Source organism: Desulfuromonas carbonis (genome assembly GCF_054658035.1).
Genome location: NZ_BAAHXR010000002.1, coordinates 44687 through 65940, shown reverse-complemented (window position 1 = coordinate 65940; position 21254 = coordinate 44687). Strand labels below are relative to the sequence as shown.

Genomic DNA, 21254 nt, shown 5'->3' with positions numbered 1-21254 from the left:
CTTCGACCCCTTCCTCTTCATTGCCCATCCCGGCTGCGCAAGCGCCGCTCGAGAAGTGCCTTTTCCATGGCCAGGCCGGCCTGGGAAAGGAAAATTTCCAATGCTTCCGTGTCCCCGATCGGATCCCGGGAAGGATAGTTGTCGCCATAGAGAACAGCAACGACTTTTCCTTCACTGAAGATCGGACCGATGAAAACCTCGGCCGGGTTTCCGCCCCCCAATTGCTGGCGGAGCTGGTTATCCCAGTGCCCGCTGCCAAGACGGGTGCGAAGCGGGACCATCTCTGCCACCACCTTACTGAAAACCGATTCTTCACTGAGCGGGATGGCGATCTCCCGGACCCGGGCATCGGCGTTCCCGTTCCGGCTTTCGATGCCAAACTGGCCGAGCCCGACCACCAACTCGTCCTTGACGAAGAAGACCACGGCACGGTTCATGATCTCGCTGGCGAAGCGCAGCACCAGCAGAATGATGCCACCGCCAAGCGCCGGGCTCTGCAGCTCCTGAAGCATTCCCCGCAGCAGGTGCAACCCCGGGCTCTTCTGACCCTGGTCGGCCTTGACGGCAGACGCTTCGACCCCCAACTCCTGGAAGAGTTCGGCACCGAGGTCAACCGTCACACCCGCCCCCTGCGAGGGGGCGGGAAGGCCGGCATGAGCGGCCAGGGATTTGCCGATCTGCGCCAGCTGCCCCTGCCCCTGCGGGCTCCCGAGGTCACCGCGTTTGGGCTTGACCAGCACCTCCTCAACACCGAGCCGGCGCGCACGCTCTGTCGCCTCCGAGTTGGGATGGTCGGACATCATCACCACGGTAAGGGCCGGGAAGCGCCGCCGGACCTGATCGAGCAATTCGAGCCCACCGAGTATACCACTGCCGTCGAGACGCGGCATGATCATGTCAATCAGGAGCAGGGGCTTTTCCCCGGCAGCAGCAGCGCGGGCAATTGCCGTCAAAAAGTCCCGACCGGAATCGAATGCGGTGGCGCTGAAACCCCGATCGCGCAGAAAGACGGAGAGGGACTCGCCGGTCTGGCCATCATCGTCGACCAGGTAGAGCAACGGCCCGCCGCTGGCGGGGGCCAGCTGGACCGGCAGCGCCGCTCCGGGCTCCGCCTCGCCGTTGACCGCCGCTGCCCGTGTCGGGGGTGATGCCGGCGAGGGTTCCCCCAGCAACGCCTCGAGATCGATCCCCGGTTCGCGCTTCTCCTCTTCGAAAGACTCACCGCGATGCCGCATCTCGTCGAGGATCCGGCTCCCCTCCATGGCGAGCCATTGGGGGTTGAGCCCTTGGTCGAGCATGAACTGCAGGGGGCTGAAACTGGTGGTGGCCAGCTCACCGGGTTCCCCGAGTTCAAAGGCAAAGGAGCCCTGGTCCCAGGCAAAGAAACTGTAAACAATCTTCTCGATCTGTTCCTTGACCGCGGCTTCGATTTCCGCCTGGGGAACGGAAAATTTGTCGGAGAGGATCGCTCCAAGGCGTGGCGGCCGCTCGCTGTTGCGCTGGATGAAGACCGCCTTTTTAAGAACCTCGACGGTAATCAGTCCCTTGCGCAGCAACAGATCACCGAGGTTTTCCCCGAACTGACTGGAGGTCGCCCGAATCACCTGGCCGTTGAGAAAAACAACCTTCCCCTCGCGTCCCCGGCTGTTCAAAACCAGGACTCCCGATTTCCGGCTCAGGCTGACAATCTGCAGAATATCGCCGAGGCCGAGGTCTTCGAGATTTCCGACTAGACTCATGGCATAGGTTCCACTCCGGAGGGGAATCCGGAAAGCCCACGTAACAGGCTAAAATTTAAATGAAAAAAATATATCTCAGGAACCACTCCAAGTAAAGGCCTTTCCTGGAGTTTTATCTCCGTTCCCGATCCCGGAACTGCAGGCGGATCGGTGAACCGGAAAAGCCGAAAGCCTCCCGCAGGTGGTTGACGAGGAACCGCTCGTAAGAAAAATGGACCCCTTCGGCACGGCTGACAAAATAAACGAAGGTTGGCGGCCGCACCGCAGTCTGGGTGGCATAGAAGAACTTCAGCCGCTGTCCCTGATAGATCGGCGGCGGGTGCTTCTTGACCGCATCCCCGACCACCTGGTTGAGCTGACCGGTCGGCACCCGGCGGTTGAATTCGGCGCTGACCGCCTCCACCTCGGCCATCAGCTTGTTGACGCGCTGCCCGGTCAGAGCGGAAACGAACAGGACCGGCGCAAAGGCGAGAAACTTGAATCGACGCCGCAGTTCCTCGGTGAATCGGGTATGGGACTTGTTGTCCTTGTCGGCAACGGCGTCCCATTTGTTGACCACGATGATAACCGCCCGCCCCTTCTCGAAAGCATAGCCGGCAACGGTGAGGTCCTGGTCCGTCACCCCTTCCACGGCATCGATGACGACCAGGACCACGTGGGCCCGGTCCATCGCCTTCAATGCCTGGATGACCGAGTACTTTTCCAGGGTCTGGCTGACCTTCCCCTTGCGGCGGATGCCCGCGGTATCGATCAGCACGTAGCGGTTACGGTTATAGACGAAGGGGGTATCGACACTGTCGCGGGTGGTTCCGGCGGTCGGGTTGGCAACCACCCGCTCCTTGCCGAGGAGGCGATTGACCAGGGAGGACTTGCCGACGTTCGGTCGACCGATAATGGCGAGCCGTGTCTCGTCCTGCTCGGAGGGGGCCGGCGGGGCCGGCGGCAGCAGGTCGAGGATGGCATCGACGAGATCACCGATTCCCCGGCCATGCTCGGCGGAGACGGAGAGGAGCTGGTCGATGCCAAGGGCGTAAAATTCGGCCACCGCCTCTTCCTGGCGGTCGCCGTCGATCTTGTTGATGACGTAGAGGATTGGTTTTTCGACCCGGCGCAGCATCTGTGCGACCTCGCGATCGGAAGGGGTCAGCCCCTCCCGGCCATCGGCGAGGAAGAGGATCAGGTCCGCCTCCTCGACGGCAAGCTGGGACTGCTCGCGCATCTGCACCAGCAGGCGGTCCTCGCTGACCGGCTCGAAGCCGCCGGTATCGATCAGCGTAAAGGGCTTGTCGAAGCGGGTCACCTCGGCATAGTTCCGGTCCCGCGTCACTCCCGGAAAATCCTCGACGATCGCCTTGCGCTGACCGAGAATGCGGTTGAAGAGGGTCGACTTGCCGACGTTGGGTCGGCCGACGATGGCAACAATAGGCATATCCGTCACTTCTGGTTAAGGGGACTCCCGATCGGGTGCTCCCGGGTTGGACTGGTCCTGATGCCGGCTAGGAATGAAATCCGAAGCGGCGCAGTCCCCGTTCCGAATCGGTCCAGTCTTTCTGCACCTTGACGAAGAGTTCGAGGAAGACGCGGGTGCCGAGAAAGCGCTCGATCTCCTTGCGCGCTGCCTGGCCAAGGGTACGGATCATCGCTCCCCCCTTGCCGAGCAGGATCCCCTTGTGGGAGTCTTTCTCGACAAAGATCACGGCCTGGATCACGACCAGGTTGCGGTCCGGCTGTTCGGTGAAACTCTCGACCTCGACCGCCACGCCGTAAGGCACCTCATCCCGTAGCCGGTGGAGAATCTGTTCGCGAATCATCTCGGCGACAATGAACCGCTCGGGGAGATCGGTCACCATATCCTCCGGATAGTAAGACGGTCCTTCCGGCAACTCGCCGAGGATGACCGATTCGAGGCGCTCCACCCCTTCCCCATTCAGCGCCGAGACCGGCACGATGGCGCGGAAGGAAAAACGCTGCCGGTAGGCGTCGATCAGTGGCAGGAGCGATTCCGGACGAACCTTGTCGACCTTGTTAATGACCAGTACTACCGGCGCACGGCCGCGACCGAGGTGCTCGAGAATGAAATCATCCCCACCCCCAACCGGGTCGTCGGCTTCGACCAGCAGCAGCACCAGGTCAACGTCGTTGCAGGCGGCAAATGCCTGATCGACCATATGGCGATTGAGGCGGCTCTTGCCGCGGTGGATTCCCGGGGTATCCAGAAAGAGAATCTGCCCCTGCGGCAGGGTATGGATGCCGAGGATCCGGTTCCGGGTGGTCTGCGGCTTGGCGGTGGTGATGGCAATCTTCTGGCCGAGGACCTGGTTGAGGAGGGTCGATTTGCCGACATTGGGCCGGCCGACAATAGCCACAAATCCGGAATGAAAGGGCGTTTTCTCTGCAGTGGTCACTCAATCCTCGTTGTGCTGCGCTGCAAGATGCAGCAGGGAAAAGACCTCCCGACCCTGCCGCAGGGTGGCCGCGGCAAGGCCAGGGTCGGTACGCAAAACCAGGGGGGTCTGGCGACCGGCGAAATAGTCGAAATTGGCGCGGCGATGACCGATGGCATCACTGAACTCGCGCGCCGGAACATGAATCGGCTCCCGGCAGTCCTGCTCGATCAATGTCGCCAGGGCACGCCGCCAGAGCCGGGCCCGCACCAGTTGCCCGAAGGCCGGATGGTAAGGCCCGGCGCAAATCCCCGCGCCGCGGTCGAGCTGGGCATCCCCCTGCAGCCCGAGCCGGATGACCGGCACTCCCGCCAGCCGGCAGGGATGGAGCAGGTCGGCACAGAGATCGACGGCGGCATCAAGCTCCAGCGGCCGGTAGGCACCGGCCCGCCACTCCCGCTCCAGCCGGCTGCCGGCGAGAACCAAGGTCGGGTAGATGCGCAGAAAGTCGGGCTCAAGGGCGAGGGCGGCGGCCAGGGAAAAGCGCGCTTCCGCCAGGTCGGCTCCGGGCAGCCCCGGCATCAGTTGCAGCCCGACCCGCAGCCCGGCGCGGCGCAGCGCCGCGACCGCCCGGCCACTGGCCGCAGCATCGTGGCCACGGGCGCTGGCGCGGAGAACGCGGGGGGCAAAGGATTGACAGCCAAGCTCTACCGTCTGCACTCCGGCGGCCAGCAGTCGTTGACAGAGCGCATCGTCAATGGCGTCGGGACGGGTGGAGAGCCGAATTCCCGAAACCCGACCTGCGGCGAGGGCGGGAGCAACGGCCGCCAGATAGGCCGCCTGCAGCGGCCATTCCAGAGCGGTAAAACTGCCGCCATAGAAGGCGACCTCGCCACTTCCCGAAACGGGGAGTTGCGCCTCAAGCTGGGCGGCCACCGTGGCCGGGTCCGGAGTGGGCGCATTGGCCGCGACCTGCCAGCGGCTGCAAAAGATGCAGTGCTGGCGGCAGCCGGCCTGGCCGAGAAAAACCGGATAAATCTCCATCGGTCAGGGACCGAGGCGGTCGAGAGCTTCCCGGGCCGCTTCCTGCTCGGCAGCTTTCTTGCTCCGCCCGCTGCCGCTGCCGAGGAGATCACTGCCGCAGTGAACCTCCACCCGGTAATGGCGCTGGTGGTCGGGGCCGCTGGTTTCGACCAGGGCATAGCGGGGTGGCCGACCAAAGCGGCTTTGCAACAGTTCCTGAAGCCGGGTTTTAAAATCAGCGCCGGTCTTGCTGTGCGCCGCGGCTGCCAGCGCCGGGCCAAAGAGCTCCTCGACCACCGCGCAGGCGGCCGGATAACCACCGTCACAAAAAACCGCGCCGAGCAGAGCTTCACAGGCATCGGCGAGCAGGCTTTCCTTCTCCCGCCCGCCGCTCCGCGCCTCGCCACGGCCGAGGCGGAGCCAGGCACCGAGATCGAGCCCGCGGGCGATCCGGGCCAGGCTGGCCTCGCTGACAACTTCGGCCCGCACCCGGGTCAACTCCCCTTCGCTAAAACCGGGAAAGGCGGCAAAGGCCAGGGAGCTGATCGCCAGATCGAGAACAGCGTCGCCGAGAAACTCCAGCCGTTCACTGTGCGGGGCGAGGCCATCGGCCTGTTCATTACTGTAGGATTTGTGGGTCAGGGCCTCGCACAGCAGGCCGGGGTCGGCAAACCGGTAGCCAATCCTCCGCTGCAGCGGATGGTCCTGGATGGTGTCGTCCAACGTTCCTCCTCGGAAAATCGCAGCGAATGCGCCAAAGAATTACCAGATATCCACAGCCGAGTACACAAAAATCGTGCGTGAAGTCCCTGACTTGGCCGCTCAAACCGGGGATTTCCCTTGATTCCCGGACAGGTCGTTCCTATAATGCCCTGATTTAAGCGCAGAGAATCGGGGCAGATGGGATTTTTCATTACGTTCGAGGGAATTGAGGGGTGTGGCAAGACCACCCAGCTGCGCCGCCTGGCTGCGGAGCTGCAGGCAGTTGGGCACGCCGTCCTGCTGACCCGGGAGCCGGGCGGTTGCGCCATTGCTGACACCCTGCGCCAGGTCCTCCTGGATAGTGCCAATTATGCCATGGCCCCCGCTACCGAGCTGCTCCTCTATGCCGCCGCCCGCGCCCAGCATGTCGCCGAGGTGATCGGTCCGGCCCTGAATGCGGGGAAGATCGTCCTCTGTGACCGTTTCTTCGATGCCACCCTCGCCTACCAGGGTTACGGCCGAGGGCTCGATCTCGAACTGATCAGGGAACTCAACCAGATTGCCGCCGGGTCGGTCACCCCGGATGTCACCCTCCTCCTCGACTTTTTACCGGAAGCAGGGTTGAACCGAGCCCGGCGCCGGAATGCAGGGAGCTCCGGACCCGACGAGGGGCGCTTCGAGGCTGAATCCCTCGCCTTTCACCAGAGGGTACGCCAGGGTTACCTCGACCTTGCCGCCAAAGAGGCGCGGTTCCGGGTCATCGATGCCAACGGCGACGAAGAGACGGTCGCCGCCCGGGTCCGGGCCGCCCTGGCCCCGCTCCTTGACCTGCGGAGCCGGACATGACCTTCGCGCAGATTCATGGTCACGACCACCAGAAGAATATCCTGCGCCGCGCCCTGGCGGGCAACCGTCTCGCCCACGCCTATCTCTTTGAAGGCCCTGCCGGGATCGGCAAGCGGCTGATGGCCCTCGCCCTGGTGCGGGCAATCTTCTGCCGGGAAGGGACCGGCTGCGGCAGCTGCAGTTCCTGCCGCAAGGTCGACCACAACAACCACCCCGACCTGCTGACGATCGCGGCCGAGGGAAACAGCATCAAGATCGAACAGATCAGAGCACTGCAGAAGGAACTCGCCTACCGCCCCCTGGAGGCGCCCCGCAAGGTCTGCCTCATCGACGGCGCTGAAAAACTGGGCGCCAGCGCGGGCAATGCCTTGCTGAAAACGTTGGAGGAACCGTCCTCGCAGGCGCTGCTGATCCTGCTGACGCCGCTGCCGGAGAACCTGCTGATCACGATCCGCTCCCGCTGCCAGCGCCTCCCCTTCACGCGTCTGCCGCGGACGGAGATTGAACGGGTGCTGCGCGAGCAGCTGAGCCTCGATGAGGCGCAGGGACATATCCTCGCTGCCCTCTCCGAAGGGAGCTTCGAACGCGCTCTTGGTCGCGACCGGGACCTCTACCTGGAACGCCGCCGCGACCTGCTCAAAGCCCTGACGGCCCTCTCCGCCGGGAGCGTGGCACCGACCTTCGACCTCGCGCGAAGTCTGAGCGAGGAGAAGGAGCGTCTCCCCGATATCCTGGAGATCTTCCAGGCCTTCTATCGCGACCTGCTCTTGCTGCAGCATGGCAGCGGCGAGGAAGAGCTGGTCAACATCGATTTGCGGGAGAAACTTCATCGTGTCGCAGCCCGGGAAGACAGCGCGTCGCTGCTGCGCAAACTCGACGCCCTGGCCGGCTGCCGGCGGCAGCTGGCACGTAACGTCAACCGGCAGCTTGCCCTCGAGGTATTGCTGCTGCGCCTGGCCGCCTGATACCCTTTGCTACCCCACTTTTTCTTGCTGGGCGCCGCCGGCCACAATCCGGCGCGCCGCCCGGGGATGGATAGAGAGATGCCCAGAGTTGTAAAAATCAAATTTCGCGATGCCGGCAAGCAATACGACTTCAACGCCCAGCAATGGGAGTTGCGCGCCGGCGAGCAGGTGGTGGTCGAAACCGACCGCGGCCGTGCCCTCGGCATCGTCGTCCTCCCCCCAGAGGAGAAGGCTGAGGGAGAGGTTTCCGGCGACCTGAAATCGATCCTGCGCCCGGCCAGTGATGAAGACCGGGCGATGGCCAGCGCCAATGCAACGCGGGAACGCGATGCCCTGCGCTTTTGCCAGCAACGGATCGCGGAGCGGCGGCTGGAGATGAAACTGGTCCGCGCCGAATACCTCTTCGACGGCTCCAAGATCATCTTCTACTTCACCGCCGACGGCCGCATCGACTTCCGGGAACTGGTCAAGGACCTGGCCCACTACTTTCACACCCGCATCGAAATGCGCCAGATCGGGGTTCGCGACGAAGCCAAGCTGACCGGCGGCATCGGTATCTGCGGCCGGGAGCTCTGCTGTTGCACCTTTTTAACCGACTTCGCGCCAGTCTCGGTGAAGATGGCCAAGGAGCAGGGTCTCGCCCTCAATCCGACCAAGATCAGCGGTCAGTGCGGACGGCTCCTTTGCTGCCTCGCCTACGAATTCGAAACCTACTGTGCGCTACGCAAGGGGCTGCCCAAGAGTGGCCGCAAGGTCACCGTCGACGGCCACGATGGGGAAGTCACCGAGGTGAACGTCCTGCGCCAGAAGGTCACGGTGCGCATGGGCGATGGCAGCCGGGTGCAACTCACCGCCGAGGAGATTGCCAGCGGCGAACGTCTCCGCCCCCTGGCGCCGGGGCAGCAGCCCACCCCGCTTCCGGACCGTACTGAACCCGGTCGCGACCGCAATCGCCGCGAACGCCCGCCGCGCCGGCCCGGCGGCGACCGCCCCCGCCCTCCCCGCAGTGGCGAGCAGCCGGAAACCGCACCGTCACCCAAAAACCTGCCACCGAGCCCGCCGCCACCGGCAACCGCCGGGGAGCCGGCGCCGCCGGCTGAGGGGACGACGGCCAAGAAACCGCGGCGCCGGAATCGCAACCGGCGGCGGCCGAAGAAGAGTGAATGACGGCGGCCGGAAGTTGCCACAAGCTCCAAATCCCAGTCTGAAATGAAGCAGCTGTCAATACCAGGAGAGGCCCATGGAAAAACGCTTTTACATCACCACTCCGATCTACTACGTCAACGACGTACCGCACATCGGTCATGCCTACACCACTCTGGCCTGCGATGTCCTCGCCCGCTACAAGCGCGCTCGCGGGTATGAGGTCTTTTTCCTCACCGGCACCGATGAGCATGGCCAGAAGGTGGAAAAGGCGGCGCTGACCAAGGGGGAAACACCGCTGGAACTCGCCGATAGGGTGATGAAACGTTTTCAGGCCCTCTGGGAAAAACTGAATATCAGCCACACCGATTTCATCCGCACCACCCAGGAACGCCACAAAAAGGGGGTGCGGGCCCTCTTCGAAAAGATCGAGGCCCGGGGTGATATCTACCTCGGCGCTTACGAGGACTGGTATTGCACCCCCTGCGAGACCTTCTGGACCGAGTTGCAGCTGATGGACGGCAACTGCCCCGATTGCGGCCGGCCGACGGAGAAGCTCAAGGAGGAGTCGTACTTCTTCCGCATGAGCAAGTACCAGCAGGCCCTGCTCGACCATATCGAGGCGAACCCCGACTTCATCCAGCCGCGCAGCCGCCGCAACGAAATCCTCAACTTCGTTCGCGAGGGTCTGCGCGACCTCTCGATCTCCCGCACCACCTTCTCCTGGGGGATCCCGGTACCGGGGAACGACAAGCATGTCATCTACGTCTGGTTCGACGCCTTGAGCAACTACATCACGGCGCTCGGCTATCCAGACGATCCGCAAGGGAACTACGCCAAGTTCTGGCCGGTCGACGCCCACGTCATCGGCAAGGACATCCTCCGTTTTCACACCGTTTACTGGCCGACCTTCCTCCTCGCCGCCGGCCTGCCACTGCCGAAGAAGGTCTTCGCCCATGGCTGGTGGACGGTGGAGGGGCAGAAGATGAGCAAGAGCCTCGCCAACGTGGTCGAGCCGAACATGCTGGTCGACAAGTACGGCGTCGATGCGATCCGCTACTTTCTGCTGCGCGAGGTCCCCTTCGGCCTCGATGGCGACTTCTCCCACAGCGCCCTGGTCCATCGCATCAACTCCGACCTCGCCAACGACCTCGGCAACCTGGTTAGCCGCTCCACGGCGATGCTGAGCAAGTACTTCGACGGCATTCTCCCGCCCGCCGCAACCGCCAACGAGGTCGATGCCGCCTTTATTGCGCGGTTTCCGCGGACGATGGCCAGCGTCGACGGGTTCATGGACGAATTGGCCTTCAACAAGGCATTGCAGGCGATCTGGGAGCTGGTCAGCGCTGCCAACAAGTATATCGACGACACCGCCCCCTGGTCCCTGGCGAAAAAGAGCGAGGATCGGGAACGACTCGGTACGGTGATGTACAACCTGCTCGAGGCGGTCCGCATCGTCGGGCTCCTGATCGCGCCCTTCATGCCCGAAACCGCCGCCGGCATCGCACGCATTCTCGGCGGGGACCCGCTGGATCTCAGCATCGCCGGCCACGATCGCTGGGGCGGCCTGGCCGCCGGGACAACCATCGAAAAGGCGGCTCCCCTCTTCCCGCGCATTGAAACGGAGTAATCCTTTATACTGACCGCAGAACCGCGACGGGGCGCTGCGGCGCCCCGTTCCTTTTTTGGAGCCCCGTCATGAGCAACATCCACCCCCTGGTCGACAGCCATGCCCACCTCGATGGCCCCCGCTTTGCGGGCGAAGTGGCGGAAGTCGTGGCCCGCGCCGTGACGGCCGGGGTCACCCAAATGATCACCGTCGGCTGCGATCTCCCCTCCTCGCGGGCGAGCATCGCCCTGGCCGAGGAGCATGCTGCCGTCTATGCCGCGGTCGGCATTCACCCCCATGATGCCCTGACCGCCGATACCGCCGCGATCGAGGAATTGCGGCGCTTGGCCGCCCACCCCAAGGTCGTGGCGATCGGTGAAACCGGCCTCGACTTCTACCGCGACCGCGCCCCCCGCGAAGCCCAGCGTGCAGCCTTCCGCGCCCAGATCCGCCTCGCCCGGGAGATCGGCAAACCTCTCATCGTGCATGACCGCGATGCCCACGACGAGATCCTGGCGATTCTGCGCGAGGAACGAGCCAGCGAAGCCGGCGGGGTACTGCACTGCTTCTCCGGCGATCTCGCCATGGCCAGAGCCTGCCTTGAACTCGGCTTTTACATCTCCATCGCCGGACCGGTCACCTATCCGGCCAATGAAGGGCTGCGGGAGGTGGTGCGAGCCGTCTCCGTCGACCGCCTGCTGGTCGAAACCGACTGCCCCTACCTCGCTCCCCAATCGCGGCGCGGCAAGCGCAACGAACCGGCCCTGGTGGCCGAGACGACCGCCAAGGTCGCCGAGGTCAAGGGGTTGACTCTCGACGATGTGGCGCGGGTGACGACGCTCAATGCCTACACCCTGTTCGGCGTCGGCGAAGTCGACCAGACCACCCGCATCGCCTACACCATCCGCAACTCGCTCTACCTCAACATCACCAACCGCTGCACCAATGCCTGTACCTTCTGCGCCAAGTTCAAGGATTTCACCGTCAAGGGGCACCAGCTCCGCCTCACCCATGAGCCGACCGTCACCGAGGTAAAAGAGGCGATCGGCGACCCGACCCGCTTCGACGAGGTCGTCTTCTGCGGCTACGGCGAGCCGCTGATCCGGCTTGACCTGGTGAAGGAGATCGCCGCCTGGCTGCACGAAAAAGGGGTGAAGGTGCGTATCAACAGCGACGGCCAGGCCAACCTGGTGCACGGCCGCGACATCCTCCCCGAACTGCAGGGGCTCGTTGACAGCATCTCGATTTCCCTCAACGCCCCCGACGCCGCAACCTACCAGCACTGGTGCCGCAGCCGCTTCGGCGAGGCAGGTTACCAGGCGCTCTGCGACTTTCTGCGCGCAGCCCCGCGCTACATTCCCGAGGTGACCGCCACCGCCGTCACCCTGCCCGGGATCGATATCGCCGCCTGTCGGGCGCTGGCCGCCCAGCTCGGGGTCCCCTTCCGCGAGCGGGAGTACAACGAGGTCGGTTAGCTGTTCTCCCCTGCTGAAGAAATAAACGCCCCTTCCGGGTTCCCGGAAGGGGCGTTTTTGATGTAACGAAGCGCGTTTGCAAAAGTAGAGAACGAGCCGCGCCAGGTAGCGCTCCCTTTCCGGGCGACAGCCGCCTTCAGACTGCCGCAGGCTCCTACCGCACCCTCCTCCAGGATCCTCCCTTCAGTTCAGCCCTAATTTAACCGCCTCGAAACAACCAGATCCCAGTCTTCATGACCTGCTGCCCGCCCCACTTTTGGGGTGGGCGGAAGTGGGGCATGCCCCGCTTTCGGCATCGGCAATGTCTCGCCAAAGCGCCCTTAAATGGGATATTTCCCCTCGCAGACGAAAATTTTTTCACCAATGTTTCTTTCATGTTTTCGGCTAGTTACTCCAATGGGAAAACCAATTCCGGAGTCCGGTCCAGGCCTGACTCCTCATCGTCCCCGAAGTTGGCATCAGTATTGAGTTAGTAAATAGGCAAGCGCTAACGACTCAGTTACTACTGGAGGCCTGGTAAAAAGAATTTTTACCGCTAAAAAGGGAGGCGGACATGACGACCATCAGACTGAACAGCTTTGCTATACTGCTCCTTATTCCCCTTGTATCGCTTTTTTTTAAGGCTATGCCAGATTCAATCAATGAAGGACCTTTCAACCATCGGACGGATGGTGGATTCTTCAGTGACGGGGATGTGGTTCCCAATACGCTCTACTTCAACAACAACACGGATTACTATACAATCTGGGATGATAAACTTGAAAAGTATATCACTTATAACAAAAGTGATAACTATAAACTGGATAAGGTCGTATTTAACGCTCCAGAAACTGGTAAGGTAAGCGACAGACTTCATCTCATCAAGGGGTGGGAATACGTAGTCAAGACCAGCGATGGCCTCCGCAATAGCCCCCGCATCGTAATCGCCAACAACAAGATCATGCCAACGAGTCACCTGGATGCGGAAGGTATGAAAATTCAAGAGCAATACGGTTGTGCCGGGTGCCACGAAATGTAGTCCTCCCTCTCCAGAGGTAAAAACCGTTCAGCGCGCTAGCGCACCCGGTACGGTAACGGCCTGCTCCAAGTGGAGCAGGCCGTTACTATTACCGTCAAAAAGAAGAGAAATCCTGTGACTCCGGAATAGCCTCAGGAACCCTCGGCAGAGGGTTCTTCCAGCCCGTGCCGTTTCATCTGCCGGTAGATGGTCTTGCGGTCGAGCCCAAGGCGCCTGGCGGCCTTGGATTTGTTCCAGCCAGAACTGTTGAGGGCCGACAGCAGCCGCTCACGCTCGACGTCCCTGGAACCGGGTCCAGGCGCCGGCATGGCCAAATCGGACGTGGCAAAATCCGGCGGCAGATTGCCGACCGTAACCACCGGCTCATGGCAGCGAATAAATGCATGTTCCAGTATGTGTCGAAGTTCGCGGATATTGCCCGGCCAGGCATAGCCCATGAAACGGTCGATGACTTCCTGGCTGACTCCCTTGATCTCCTTGTGCAATTCTTCGTTGAGGCGTCCGCAAAAATGATCCACCAGCAGGGGGATGTCCTCACGACGCTCGCGCAGCGGCGGCAGCTCGACAGTGACAACGTGCAGGCGATAGAAGAGATCTTCGCGGAACTCGCCCCGGCGAACTTTTTCCTGAAGGTTCTGATTGGTCGCGGCGATGACCCGCACATTGACGGGAATCGGCCTGGATTCCCCCAGACGTTCGATCTCTTTCTCCTGCAAGACCCGCAGCAACCGCAACTGCATATTCGGCGAAATGTCGCCGATCTCATCGAGAAAGATGGTGCCGCCATCGGCCTTCTGGAAGCGGCCGATGCGATCGCGGACAGCGCCGGTGAATGCACCGCGGGTGTGTCCAAAAAGTTCGCTCTCGAGAAGATTTTCGCTCATGGCGGCGCAGTTGACCTTGACCAGGGGCTGGTTGCGGCGCTCACCCAGTTGGTGGATGGCATCGGCGACCAGTTCCTTGCCGGTGCCGGATTCGCCCAGCACCAGGACCGACGACGGGACATTCGCCAGATCCTCGATCAGGGCGTAGATTTCTTGCAATTTCGGGCTTTTGCCGATGATCCCGCGCAGTTGGCGGCGTTCCCGCAAATCCCGTTCGAGCCGATCGAGGCGGGTTTCGTCGCTCAGGATCAGGACCGCGCCGAGAAACTGGCCCGACTCGTGTACCAGGGGTTGGGCGCTGACCGAAACTACCAGCCTGGCGCCGGTCCCGAAGCGACATTCGTGGCGTTCGATCTCCTGCGACCGGCGGCTGTGTAGTGCTTCCTGCAGCAGCGCCACCAAATCCCGATTTGCCTCACCAAACACCGCCGCAAGGGGTTTGCCAACGGCGGAAGCGGAAAGCTGGCAGAGACGCCGGGCCCTCTGGTTAAGCGCCGTGACGCATCCATCGGTGTCAAGGGTGAGAATGGCTTCGGGCAGGGAGCGAAACAGGGCCTCGAGATTGGCCTGGTAGCGGATCAGCTGGGTATGGAGTTGGCGGAAGGACAACGCCGAGCGGGTTGCCTGCAGCAGGTTGGCCTTGGTCACCGGCTTGGCCAGATAATCGAAGGCGCCGAGCCGCACCGCCTCGGAGGCGGAATCGAGATTGGGATAGCCGGTCACCATGATGACCGGCACCTGCGGGTGGCCGGCCTTAACCTGCCGCAGCAGATCAATGCCCGAGCGGTCGCCGATGAGAATGTCAGCGATCACCACGTCGGGGACATTGCCACCGAGCCAGGCGATTGCCGCCTCGAATGAATCGGCGGTCTCGACCCGGAAGCCGTCGCCGGTAAGGAACTCGGCGAAGGTGAACCGCAGATTCTTCTCGTCATCCACCACCAGGACACGACCCTTGTTCATACAATCTCCTCTTCCGCGGCCGGCAGATCGAGGGTGACGGTGGTCGATTCCCCCTCAATGCTGGCGATGCGCAGCTCGCCCCCCTGCTTCGCCACCATCTCCCGGCTCATGCTCAGGCCTAGGCCGTTGCCGCGATCGGGCGGCTTGGTCGTGAAGTAGTGGTCCATCACCCGCCCGAGGACCTGGGCGGGAATGCCGGTACCGAAATCGGTCACCTCGAGCCGAACCCTGGCCCCATCTTCCCCAGCCAGTCTCCGGCCCCGGAAGGAGAGCCGCTTGCCCGGGTGGTTGGGGGGATATTTTTCGTTGAGGGCATAACGGGCGTTGCTGATCAGGTTGAGCACCACCTGCTGGATCGGCTGGTTTTCCACTACCACGGCCGGCAGGTCGGTGGGCAGGTCGAGTTCGACAGAAATCCCTTCCTTGCGCAACTGCGAATTGGAGAGGTCGAGACAAAATGCAATGATTTCATCAAGGCGCAGAGCCCGGCGGGCCTCGCCCCGGTTCTGGGCAAAGGAGAGCAGGCTCCTCACCATTCTGGCGATGCGCATTCCGTCGTCGATGATTTCCCGGGCGACCTCGTAATCCCGGTCGACGTCATGGTGACGGTCGAGAAGCAGCTGACCGAAGTTGATGATGCTGTTGACCGGGTTGTTGATTTCATGAGCAACGCCGGCGGCCAGTTCGCCGAGGGTTGCCAATTGCGAGGCGCGCACGCCTTCGGCCCGCAGCTTGATCTTTTCAGTCACTTCACTGGCCAACTCGATGACGTTCTGAATCTCCCCATCCGGACCCTTGAGGGGAAACGCCTTGATCCCCCAGATGCGGCCGCCTGGGGTGGTGACCAGGCTCTCTTCGGCCTTGCCGCTGGTGAAGCTGGCCTGCACCGGGCAGTCGCTACAGGGCTCGCGGTTACCATGAAAGTCTTCAAAACAGCAGGGGGACGTCCCGTCTTCCAATGCGCCGATTCCGAAACGCTCCATGCCGGCTCGGTTGATCCAGCCGATTTTGAGATTTGCGTCGAACAGGATCAGGATATCCGGGATGCCATCGAGGAGGGCCTGAAATTGTTGATAGAGGCGCTTGTAGCGGGCCTTGCTCTGGCGCAGCTCCGCTTCGGCCTCCCTGGTCAGCTGGAGTTGCTTCCATTCCCGCAACCTCCCTTCAACGATCTGCGGAAGGGCCCGGATATTGACCTCGTTGCGGACCAGAAAGTCCAGGGCGCCGGCCTTGATGGCGGCCACCGCACTTTTTTCGTCCCCAGTTCGGGCGAGAATAATCACCGGAAATTCGACAGTACCCGTTGCCGACTGGAGCAGCTCGATGCCATCCGCCGCAGCCTGCGGCAGCAGGTCGATGATAACCAGATCAGGGCGCTCCTGGCCTATTTTCGCCCGCGCCTGGGCGGGGGTTGCCACGACCTCCAATGCCGCTTCAGCCGCCGCCGCGGCAAAGGCTTCCCGGATCTGGCGGATGTGCTCCGGGTCATTTTCAATCAGCAGGATCATCTTGCCCTCAAGTCCCATCCTCCCCCTCCAACCCCGTCTGCAGATCGCTCCTTCCGTCCCCTGTGGTTATGCCGCTAAATCCTACCAAAAAATTTCTCCTTTGCTGGGGGCGCCCAGGGGAATCGGAAGTGGCGATCGGCATCTGGCGGCTCCTCCCCTGCATGGCCTGATTGTTTTCAATTCAAACGGCTCGCTCCCATTTTCCGCCCCCCGACCCCCTCTGAGGACAAAAATCCATTCTGATTTCAATCTTAACAGCCTATGATTTTGGTTATTTATGAATACCAACAGCATCAAATCGATCCAAGCTGGTCTCCCCGCTTCATGAATAAAAATCCCTCAACAGTGACCGACACTTCTCTCAGCCAGCAATACAAAACGCCTCCGTCAGATTACCCGACGGAGGCGTTTTTGTGACTAGCAAAAGGATTGAATCAGAAGTGGTGAACGAGCCGCACCAGGTAGCGCTCCCCTTCGGAGCGGTAGGCGGCATTGGTCTCGAAATAAGCGTTGAGGAAGAGATGGGTATCCTGGGAGAAGCTGAGCAGGGCGCCGGGGCCGATCGCCAGCACCCGTTCCTTGCCGGCGACATCGCTGCCGTTTACCTGCGAATCAGTCAGTTGCTTGAAGAAGTAGCCGTTGACGCCGAGGCGCAGCATCTTCGGCACCACCTCGTAGGCGGCGGCGAAGTTGCCGTGCACCGCCTGGCCGGCCTGGGCGTCGCTGGCGCCGCCGAAGGGTTCGTCGTTCTTGGCGTTCCAGAGGTAGTGCAGGCGCCAGGAGGTGGTCAGCTTGGGGGTGACGAAGAGAGTCGCCGCCCAGTAGGGGTTGAAGGAGAAGAAGTTGCTCCCCGGATTGAGGGCCTTGTCACTGTCATACTTGCCGGTGGGGAAGATCATCTGCAGCTCGACACGCTGCATAAAGAGCGGGCCGCTCTTGCCCATGACCGGATCCCACTGCAGGTAGGGGCCGACCAGAATATCGCCAAGACCGGTGCCGTTGTCTGGCAGTGGATCACTGTCGATACTGACGATCGGCACGATCAGGTCTACGCCCCACTTACCGCCCCCGATCAAGGCCTGGTTCGACTGGTAGATGCACTGGTTGAGGCTGACCCAGACATCGACGCTGGGATCAGGAATCGGCAGGTCGGCGAGTTTATCGGCGGTGTAGTACTGGATGTACTCGGTGAAGTAGAAGCCCGGGCCGGCAGGCGGACCACCGTCGAGGAAGCTGGTGAAGCCGAGGTTGACGGAGGGCTGGTCGAAGGCCGCCGCCGGGGTGGTAAAGAGGGGAAGCAGCAGCAGTGCCGCCGCGACCAGAATCGCCTTTGATCGGGTCATGGGTTACCTCCTGAAGGTTGGTTCAAGCGTCACGCAGCCACAACAAAACAAACTGGCTGGCATTCTAGCAACGAACCGCGGACGGCGGCAACCTCCGTTTTCATTCGCCCGTCCTCTACAAAAAAAGGGCCGGCATCGCTGCCGGCCCCGGTTTCGTCCCGGTAAGGGTTGTTATTCGAGCACCACCAGCAGGTCCCCCTGCTGCACCTGGGCTCCCTCCTTGAAGAGAACCTCCTTGACCTTGCCGTCCTTCTTCGCCTTGATGTTGGTCTCCATCTTCATCGCCTCGGTGGAGAGGAGGGTATCCCCCTCCTTGACCTCGTCGCCGACATTGACCAGCAGCTTGAAGATCTTGCCCGGCATCGGGGCGCCGACCTGCTTCGGCTCGTCGGGGTCGGCCTTGACGTGACTCACCTCGTCGGACTCCACCGAGAGGTCCTTGACGCTGACCTGGCGCGGCTCGCCGTTGAGTTCGAAGTAGATATTCCGGGTCCCGTCGGCCTGAACCCGGCCGATGGCGTTGAGGGTGACGATCAGGGTCTTGCCCGCCTCGATGTCGATGGTCACCTCGTCGCCGACCTCGAGGCCGTAGAAGAAGACCGGCGTCGGCATGAAGGAGGTGTCGCTGTACTCCTGGCGGTGGCGGTCGAACTCCTCGTAGACGCCCGGATAGAGGACCGCGGAAAGGACATCCCGCTCCTTGACCGCGTGACCGACCTTCTTCTCCAGCTGAATCTTCTTGGCGGCAAAGTCAACCGGCTCCAACAGTTCGCCGGGACGGCAGGTGAGTGGCTGCTCCCCTTTCAGGATAATCTTCTGCAGCTCCTGCGGAAAGCCGCCGTAGGGCTGGCCGATCATCCCCTTGAAGAAGTCGACCACCCCCTGGGGGAAGGTCAGCTCGTGGCCGCGGCTGAAGACATCGGCCGGTTCGAGGTTGTTCTGCACCATGAACATCGCCATGTCACCGACGATTTTGGAGGAAGGAGTGACTTTCACCAGGTCGCCGAACATGTCGTTGACCTTGCGGTACATCTCCTTGCACTCCTCCCAGCGGTGACCGAGGCCGAGCCCCTCCACCTGCGGCTTGTAGTTGGAATACTGGCCACCGGGAATTTCGTGGTAGTAGACCTGGGCGGTGCCGCTGCGCAGCTCCGACTCGAAGGGCGCATAGTAGGTGCGCACCGTCTCCCAGTAGTTGGCGAGCTGCTGCAGCCCCTCCTGGTCGAGCTGCGGGTCCCAGATCGTCCCTTCGAGGGTAGCAAGCAGGGCGTTCATGTTCGGCTGGGCGGTCAGCCCGGAAACCGAGGAGAGCGCCGTGTCGACGATGTCGCAGCCGGCCTGGGCCGCCATCATCAGCATCGCCCCACCATTGCTCGAGGTGTCATGGGTATGGAGATGGATCGGAATGCCGATCTCGCTCTTGAGGGTCTTGACCAGCTTTTCGGCGGCAAAGGGCTTGAGCAGGCCGGCCATATCCTTGATGGCGAGAATATGCGCTCCCATCTGCTCCAGTTCCTTCGCCAGGTTGACGTAGTAGGCGAGCGGGTACTTGTCGCGCCTGGGGTCGCTGATGTCGCCGGTATAGCACATCGCCGCCTCGCAGATGGCGCCGTTTTTACGCACCGCGTCCATCGCCACCGCCATTCCCTTGGTCCAGTTCAGCGAGTCGAAGACGCGAAAGACGTCGATACCGCCCTCGGCCGCTTTCTTGACGAACTCCTGCACGACGTTGTCCGGGTAGTTGGTATAGCCCACCGCGTTGCTGCCGCGCAGCAGCATCTGGAAGAGGATGTTGGGGATCTTCGCCCGCAGCCGGTCAAGGCGCTCCCAGGGGTCCTCGCGTAGAAAACGCATCGAGACGTCGAAGGTCGCCCCCCCCCACATCTCCAGGGAGAAGAGGCCGCCGCCGAGATGGGCGGTCGCTTCGGCGATGCGGTCGAGGTCGTAGGTGCGAAAGCGGGTCGCCATCAGCGACTGGTGGGCGTCGCGCATGGTGGTGTCGGTGATCAGCAGGTGCTTCTGCTTGCGCGCCCACTGGGCCAGCCCTTCCGGCCCCTTCTCGCGCAGAATGTCGCGGGTCCCGCGGGGATGCTGCTGGCCGTAGGGGATCTCCGGCACCGTCGGCTCGCGCAGGTCCTTGAAACGGAGCGCCCGTTCCTTCTTGATCCCGGGATAGCCGTTGACGGTGGTGTGGCCGAGAAAGGAGAGAATCTTGTTGGCGCGGTCCTTCTTCACTGGCAGCTGGAAGACCTCCGGGTGGGTGTCGAGGAAGGAGGTATCACACTCGCCGCTGAGAAAGACCGGGTGGGTCACCATCTTTTCGAGAAAGCCGATGTTGGTCTTGACGCCGCGGATGCGGAACTCCTGCAGCGCCCGATCCATGGTCCGGGCCGCGTCCTTGAAGGTCAGCCCCCAGGTGGAGATCTTGGTCAGCAGGGAATCGTAGTGGGGGGTGATGGTCGCCCCGGCGTAGCCGGCGGCGGCATCGAGCCGCACACCGAAGCCGGCGGCGGTACGGTAGGCCTTGATGGTGCCGAAGTCGGGGGCGAAGTTGTTGGTCGGGTCCTCGGTGGTGACCCGGCACTGGATAGCAAAGCCGCGCAGCTCGATATCCTTCTGCGACTTGATGGCGATCTCCGGGTCGCTGAGCTTGTGCCCTTCGGCGATCCGGATCTGCGCCTGCACCAGGTTGCGCATCGTCACAAGCTCGGTGACGGTATGCTCGACCTGGATGCGGGGGTTGACCTCGATAAAGTAGAAGTGCCCTTCCTTGTCCATCAGAAATTCGACGGTGCCGGCGTTGCGGTAGTTCACCGCCCCGGCAATCTTCAGGGCATAGCCGCACAGCTCCTGGCGCTGTTTCGCGGTCAGGTAGAGGGACGGCGCGATTTCGATCACCTTCTGGTGGCGGCGCTGAATCGAGCAGTCACGCTCATAGAAATGGACCAGGTTGCCGTGGTGGTCGCCGAGAATCTGGACCTCGACGTGCTTCGGCTTCTCGATGTATTTCTCAAGGAAGATCGCGGCGTTGCCAAAGGCAGCCTGGGCTTCGGAGGCGGCGCTTTTCAGCCCCTCGAGGAGCTCCTTCTGATTGCGCGCCACCCGCATGCCGCGGCCGCCGCCACCGGCAGAAGCCTTGACGATGATCGGATAGCCAGCCTCCTTGGCGAAGATCAGGGCTTCCTCCTCGGTGGCAATCGGCCGCGTTGTTCCCGGTACTACCGGCACCTCGGCAGCCACCGCCACCTCGCGGCCGGCGACCTTGTCGCCGAGACTGCGCATGATCTCCGCCGTCGGGCCGATGAAAGCAATTCCGGCCCGGTCACAGGCAGCAGCAAAGTCGGCGTTCTCGGAGAGAAAACCATAGCCGGGGTGAATGGCATCGACATCCTTCTTGCGGGCGAGGTCGATGATTTCGTCGATGGAGAGATAGGCGTCGATCGGCCCTTTCCCCTTGCCGATCAGGTAGGCCTCGTCGGCCTTGTAGCGGTGCAGTGACAACCGGTCCTGCTCCGAGTAGATCGCCACGGTGCTGATCCCAAGCTCGGTGCAGGCGCGAAAGATGCGGATTGCAATTTCGCCCCGGTTGGCCGCCATGATTTTCTTGAATTTCCTGACCTCCATCAAACCTCCTCCAGAGTCGTTCCCCGAA

At 62.3% G+C, this 21254-nt stretch carries 15 protein-coding genes; 6 read left to right on the top strand and 9 right to left on the bottom strand.

Annotated elements, in window-relative coordinates:
• Nucleotides 1–17: 17 nt before the first annotated feature.
• The 5 genes from ACYQ8E_RS02490 to rnc form a co-directional block, all read right to left on the bottom strand.
• On the bottom strand, nt 18–1739 hold the full coding sequence (locus ACYQ8E_RS02490; protein WP_066726691.1) for a DUF4388 domain-containing protein: 1722 nt from the start codon (nt 1737–1739) through the stop codon (nt 18–20).
• A 112-nt stretch (nt 1740–1851) separates the two neighbouring features.
• Nucleotides 1852–3168, bottom strand: a complete 1317-nt coding sequence (der, locus tag ACYQ8E_RS02485) for a ribosome biogenesis GTPase Der (protein WP_066726690.1) — start codon at nt 3166–3168, stop codon at nt 1852–1854.
• Nucleotides 3169–3235: 67 nt separating this feature from the next.
• Nucleotides 3236–4144, bottom strand: coding sequence for a GTPase Era (gene era / locus ACYQ8E_RS02480; RefSeq protein WP_066726689.1), 909 nt, complete (start codon nt 4142–4144; stop codon nt 3236–3238).
• Nucleotides 4145–5167, bottom strand: coding sequence for an elongator complex protein 3 (locus tag ACYQ8E_RS02475; RefSeq protein ID WP_066726683.1), 1023 nt, complete (start codon nt 5165–5167; stop codon nt 4145–4147). It abuts the gene before it with no gap.
• Nucleotides 5168–5170: 3 nt separating this feature from the next.
• Nucleotides 5171–5869: a ribonuclease III gene (gene rnc, locus ACYQ8E_RS02470; RefSeq protein ID WP_082820243.1), complete on the bottom strand. Its 699-nt coding sequence runs from the start codon at nt 5867–5869 to the stop codon at nt 5171–5173.
• 177 nt (nt 5870–6046) lie between these two features.
• Between rnc and tmk the strand changes: the two genes are divergently transcribed.
• The 6 genes from tmk (at nt 6047) to ACYQ8E_RS02440 (ending at nt 12904) form a co-directional block, all read left to right on the top strand.
• A complete protein-coding gene (gene tmk, locus ACYQ8E_RS02465) occupies nt 6047–6694 on the top strand; it encodes a dTMP kinase (protein ID WP_066726679.1) in 648 nt (215 codons plus the stop codon).
• Nucleotides 6691–7659: a DNA polymerase III subunit delta' gene (gene holB / locus ACYQ8E_RS02460; protein ID WP_066726676.1), complete on the top strand. Its 969-nt coding sequence runs from the start codon at nt 6691–6693 to the stop codon at nt 7657–7659. Before tmk ends, holB begins: the two co-directional genes overlap by 4 nt.
• A gap of 78 nt (nt 7660–7737) precedes the next feature.
• Nucleotides 7738–8826, top strand: a complete 1089-nt coding sequence (locus ACYQ8E_RS02455; protein WP_066726675.1) for a PSP1 domain-containing protein — start codon at nt 7738–7740, stop codon at nt 8824–8826.
• Nucleotides 8827–8899: 73 nt separating this feature from the next.
• Entirely contained in the window at nt 8900–10432 is a 1533-nt protein-coding gene (gene metG, locus ACYQ8E_RS02450) for a methionine--tRNA ligase (RefSeq protein ID WP_066726672.1), read from the top strand.
• A gap of 68 nt (nt 10433–10500) precedes the next feature.
• Entirely contained in the window at nt 10501–11886 is a 1386-nt protein-coding gene (locus ACYQ8E_RS02445; protein WP_066726670.1) for a TatD family hydrolase, read from the top strand.
• Between the two features lie 553 nt (nt 11887–12439).
• Nucleotides 12440–12904 carry a hypothetical protein gene (locus ACYQ8E_RS02440; RefSeq protein WP_459860024.1) on the top strand — a complete coding sequence of 155 codons (465 nt, stop codon included), beginning with the start codon at nt 12440–12442 and terminating at the stop codon, nt 12902–12904.
• A gap of 131 nt (nt 12905–13035) precedes the next feature.
• Here ACYQ8E_RS02440 and ACYQ8E_RS02435 read toward each other — a convergent pair whose 3' ends face one another.
• The 4 genes from ACYQ8E_RS02435 to ACYQ8E_RS02420 form a co-directional block, all read right to left on the bottom strand.
• Nucleotides 13036–14751, bottom strand: a complete 1716-nt coding sequence (locus tag ACYQ8E_RS02435) for a sigma-54 dependent transcriptional regulator (RefSeq protein ID WP_066726666.1) — start codon at nt 14749–14751, stop codon at nt 13036–13038.
• Complete coding sequence (locus ACYQ8E_RS02430; RefSeq protein WP_066726663.1) at nt 14748–16277, bottom strand: ATP-binding protein; 1530 nt, start codon at nt 16275–16277, stop codon at nt 14748–14750. Before ACYQ8E_RS02430 ends, ACYQ8E_RS02435 begins: the two co-directional genes overlap by 4 nt.
• 416 nt (nt 16278–16693) lie before the next feature.
• The gene (locus ACYQ8E_RS02425; protein ID WP_082820242.1) at nt 16694–17602 is read right to left on the bottom strand and encodes a SphA family protein; all 909 of its coding nucleotides are present in this window, start codon (nt 17600–17602) and stop codon (nt 16694–16696) included.
• 171 nt (nt 17603–17773) lie between these two features.
• Nucleotides 17774–21226, bottom strand: a complete 3453-nt coding sequence (locus ACYQ8E_RS02420; RefSeq protein WP_066726661.1) for a pyruvate carboxylase — start codon at nt 21224–21226, stop codon at nt 17774–17776.
• Nucleotides 21227–21254 lie beyond the last annotated feature (28 nt).

Excerpts from the sequence above, each read along its gene's own strand:
- ACYQ8E_RS02490 (WP_066726691.1), bottom strand. The coding sequence starts at position 1,739 with ATGAGTCTAGTCGGAAATCTCGAAGACCTCGGCCTCGGCGATATTCTG.
- der (WP_066726690.1), bottom strand. The coding sequence starts at position 3,168 with ATGCCTATTGTTGCCATCGTCGGCCGACCCAACGTCGGCAAGTCGACC.
- ACYQ8E_RS02475 (WP_066726683.1), bottom strand. The coding sequence starts at position 5,167 with ATGGAGATTTATCCGGTTTTTCTCGGCCAGGCCGGCTGCCGCCAGCAC.
- tmk (WP_066726679.1), top strand. The coding sequence starts at position 6,047 with ATGGGATTTTTCATTACGTTCGAGGGAATTGAGGGGTGTGGCAAGACC.
- holB (WP_066726676.1), top strand. The coding sequence starts at position 6,691 with ATGACCTTCGCGCAGATTCATGGTCACGACCACCAGAAGAATATCCTG.
- ACYQ8E_RS02455 (WP_066726675.1), top strand. The coding sequence starts at position 7,738 with ATGCCCAGAGTTGTAAAAATCAAATTTCGCGATGCCGGCAAGCAATAC.
- metG (WP_066726672.1), top strand. The coding sequence starts at position 8,900 with ATGGAAAAACGCTTTTACATCACCACTCCGATCTACTACGTCAACGAC.
- ACYQ8E_RS02445 (WP_066726670.1), top strand. The coding sequence starts at position 10,501 with ATGAGCAACATCCACCCCCTGGTCGACAGCCATGCCCACCTCGATGGC.
- ACYQ8E_RS02440 (WP_459860024.1), top strand. The coding sequence starts at position 12,440 with ATGACGACCATCAGACTGAACAGCTTTGCTATACTGCTCCTTATTCCC.
- ACYQ8E_RS02435 (WP_066726666.1), bottom strand. The coding sequence starts at position 14,751 with ATGAACAAGGGTCGTGTCCTGGTGGTGGATGACGAGAAGAATCTGCGG.
- ACYQ8E_RS02430 (WP_066726663.1), bottom strand. The coding sequence starts at position 16,277 with ATGGGACTTGAGGGCAAGATGATCCTGCTGATTGAAAATGACCCGGAG.
- ACYQ8E_RS02425 (WP_082820242.1), bottom strand. The coding sequence starts at position 17,602 with ATGACCCGATCAAAGGCGATTCTGGTCGCGGCGGCACTGCTGCTGCTT.
- ACYQ8E_RS02420 (WP_066726661.1), bottom strand. The coding sequence starts at position 21,226 with ATGGAGGTCAGGAAATTCAAGAAAATCATGGCGGCCAACCGGGGCGAA.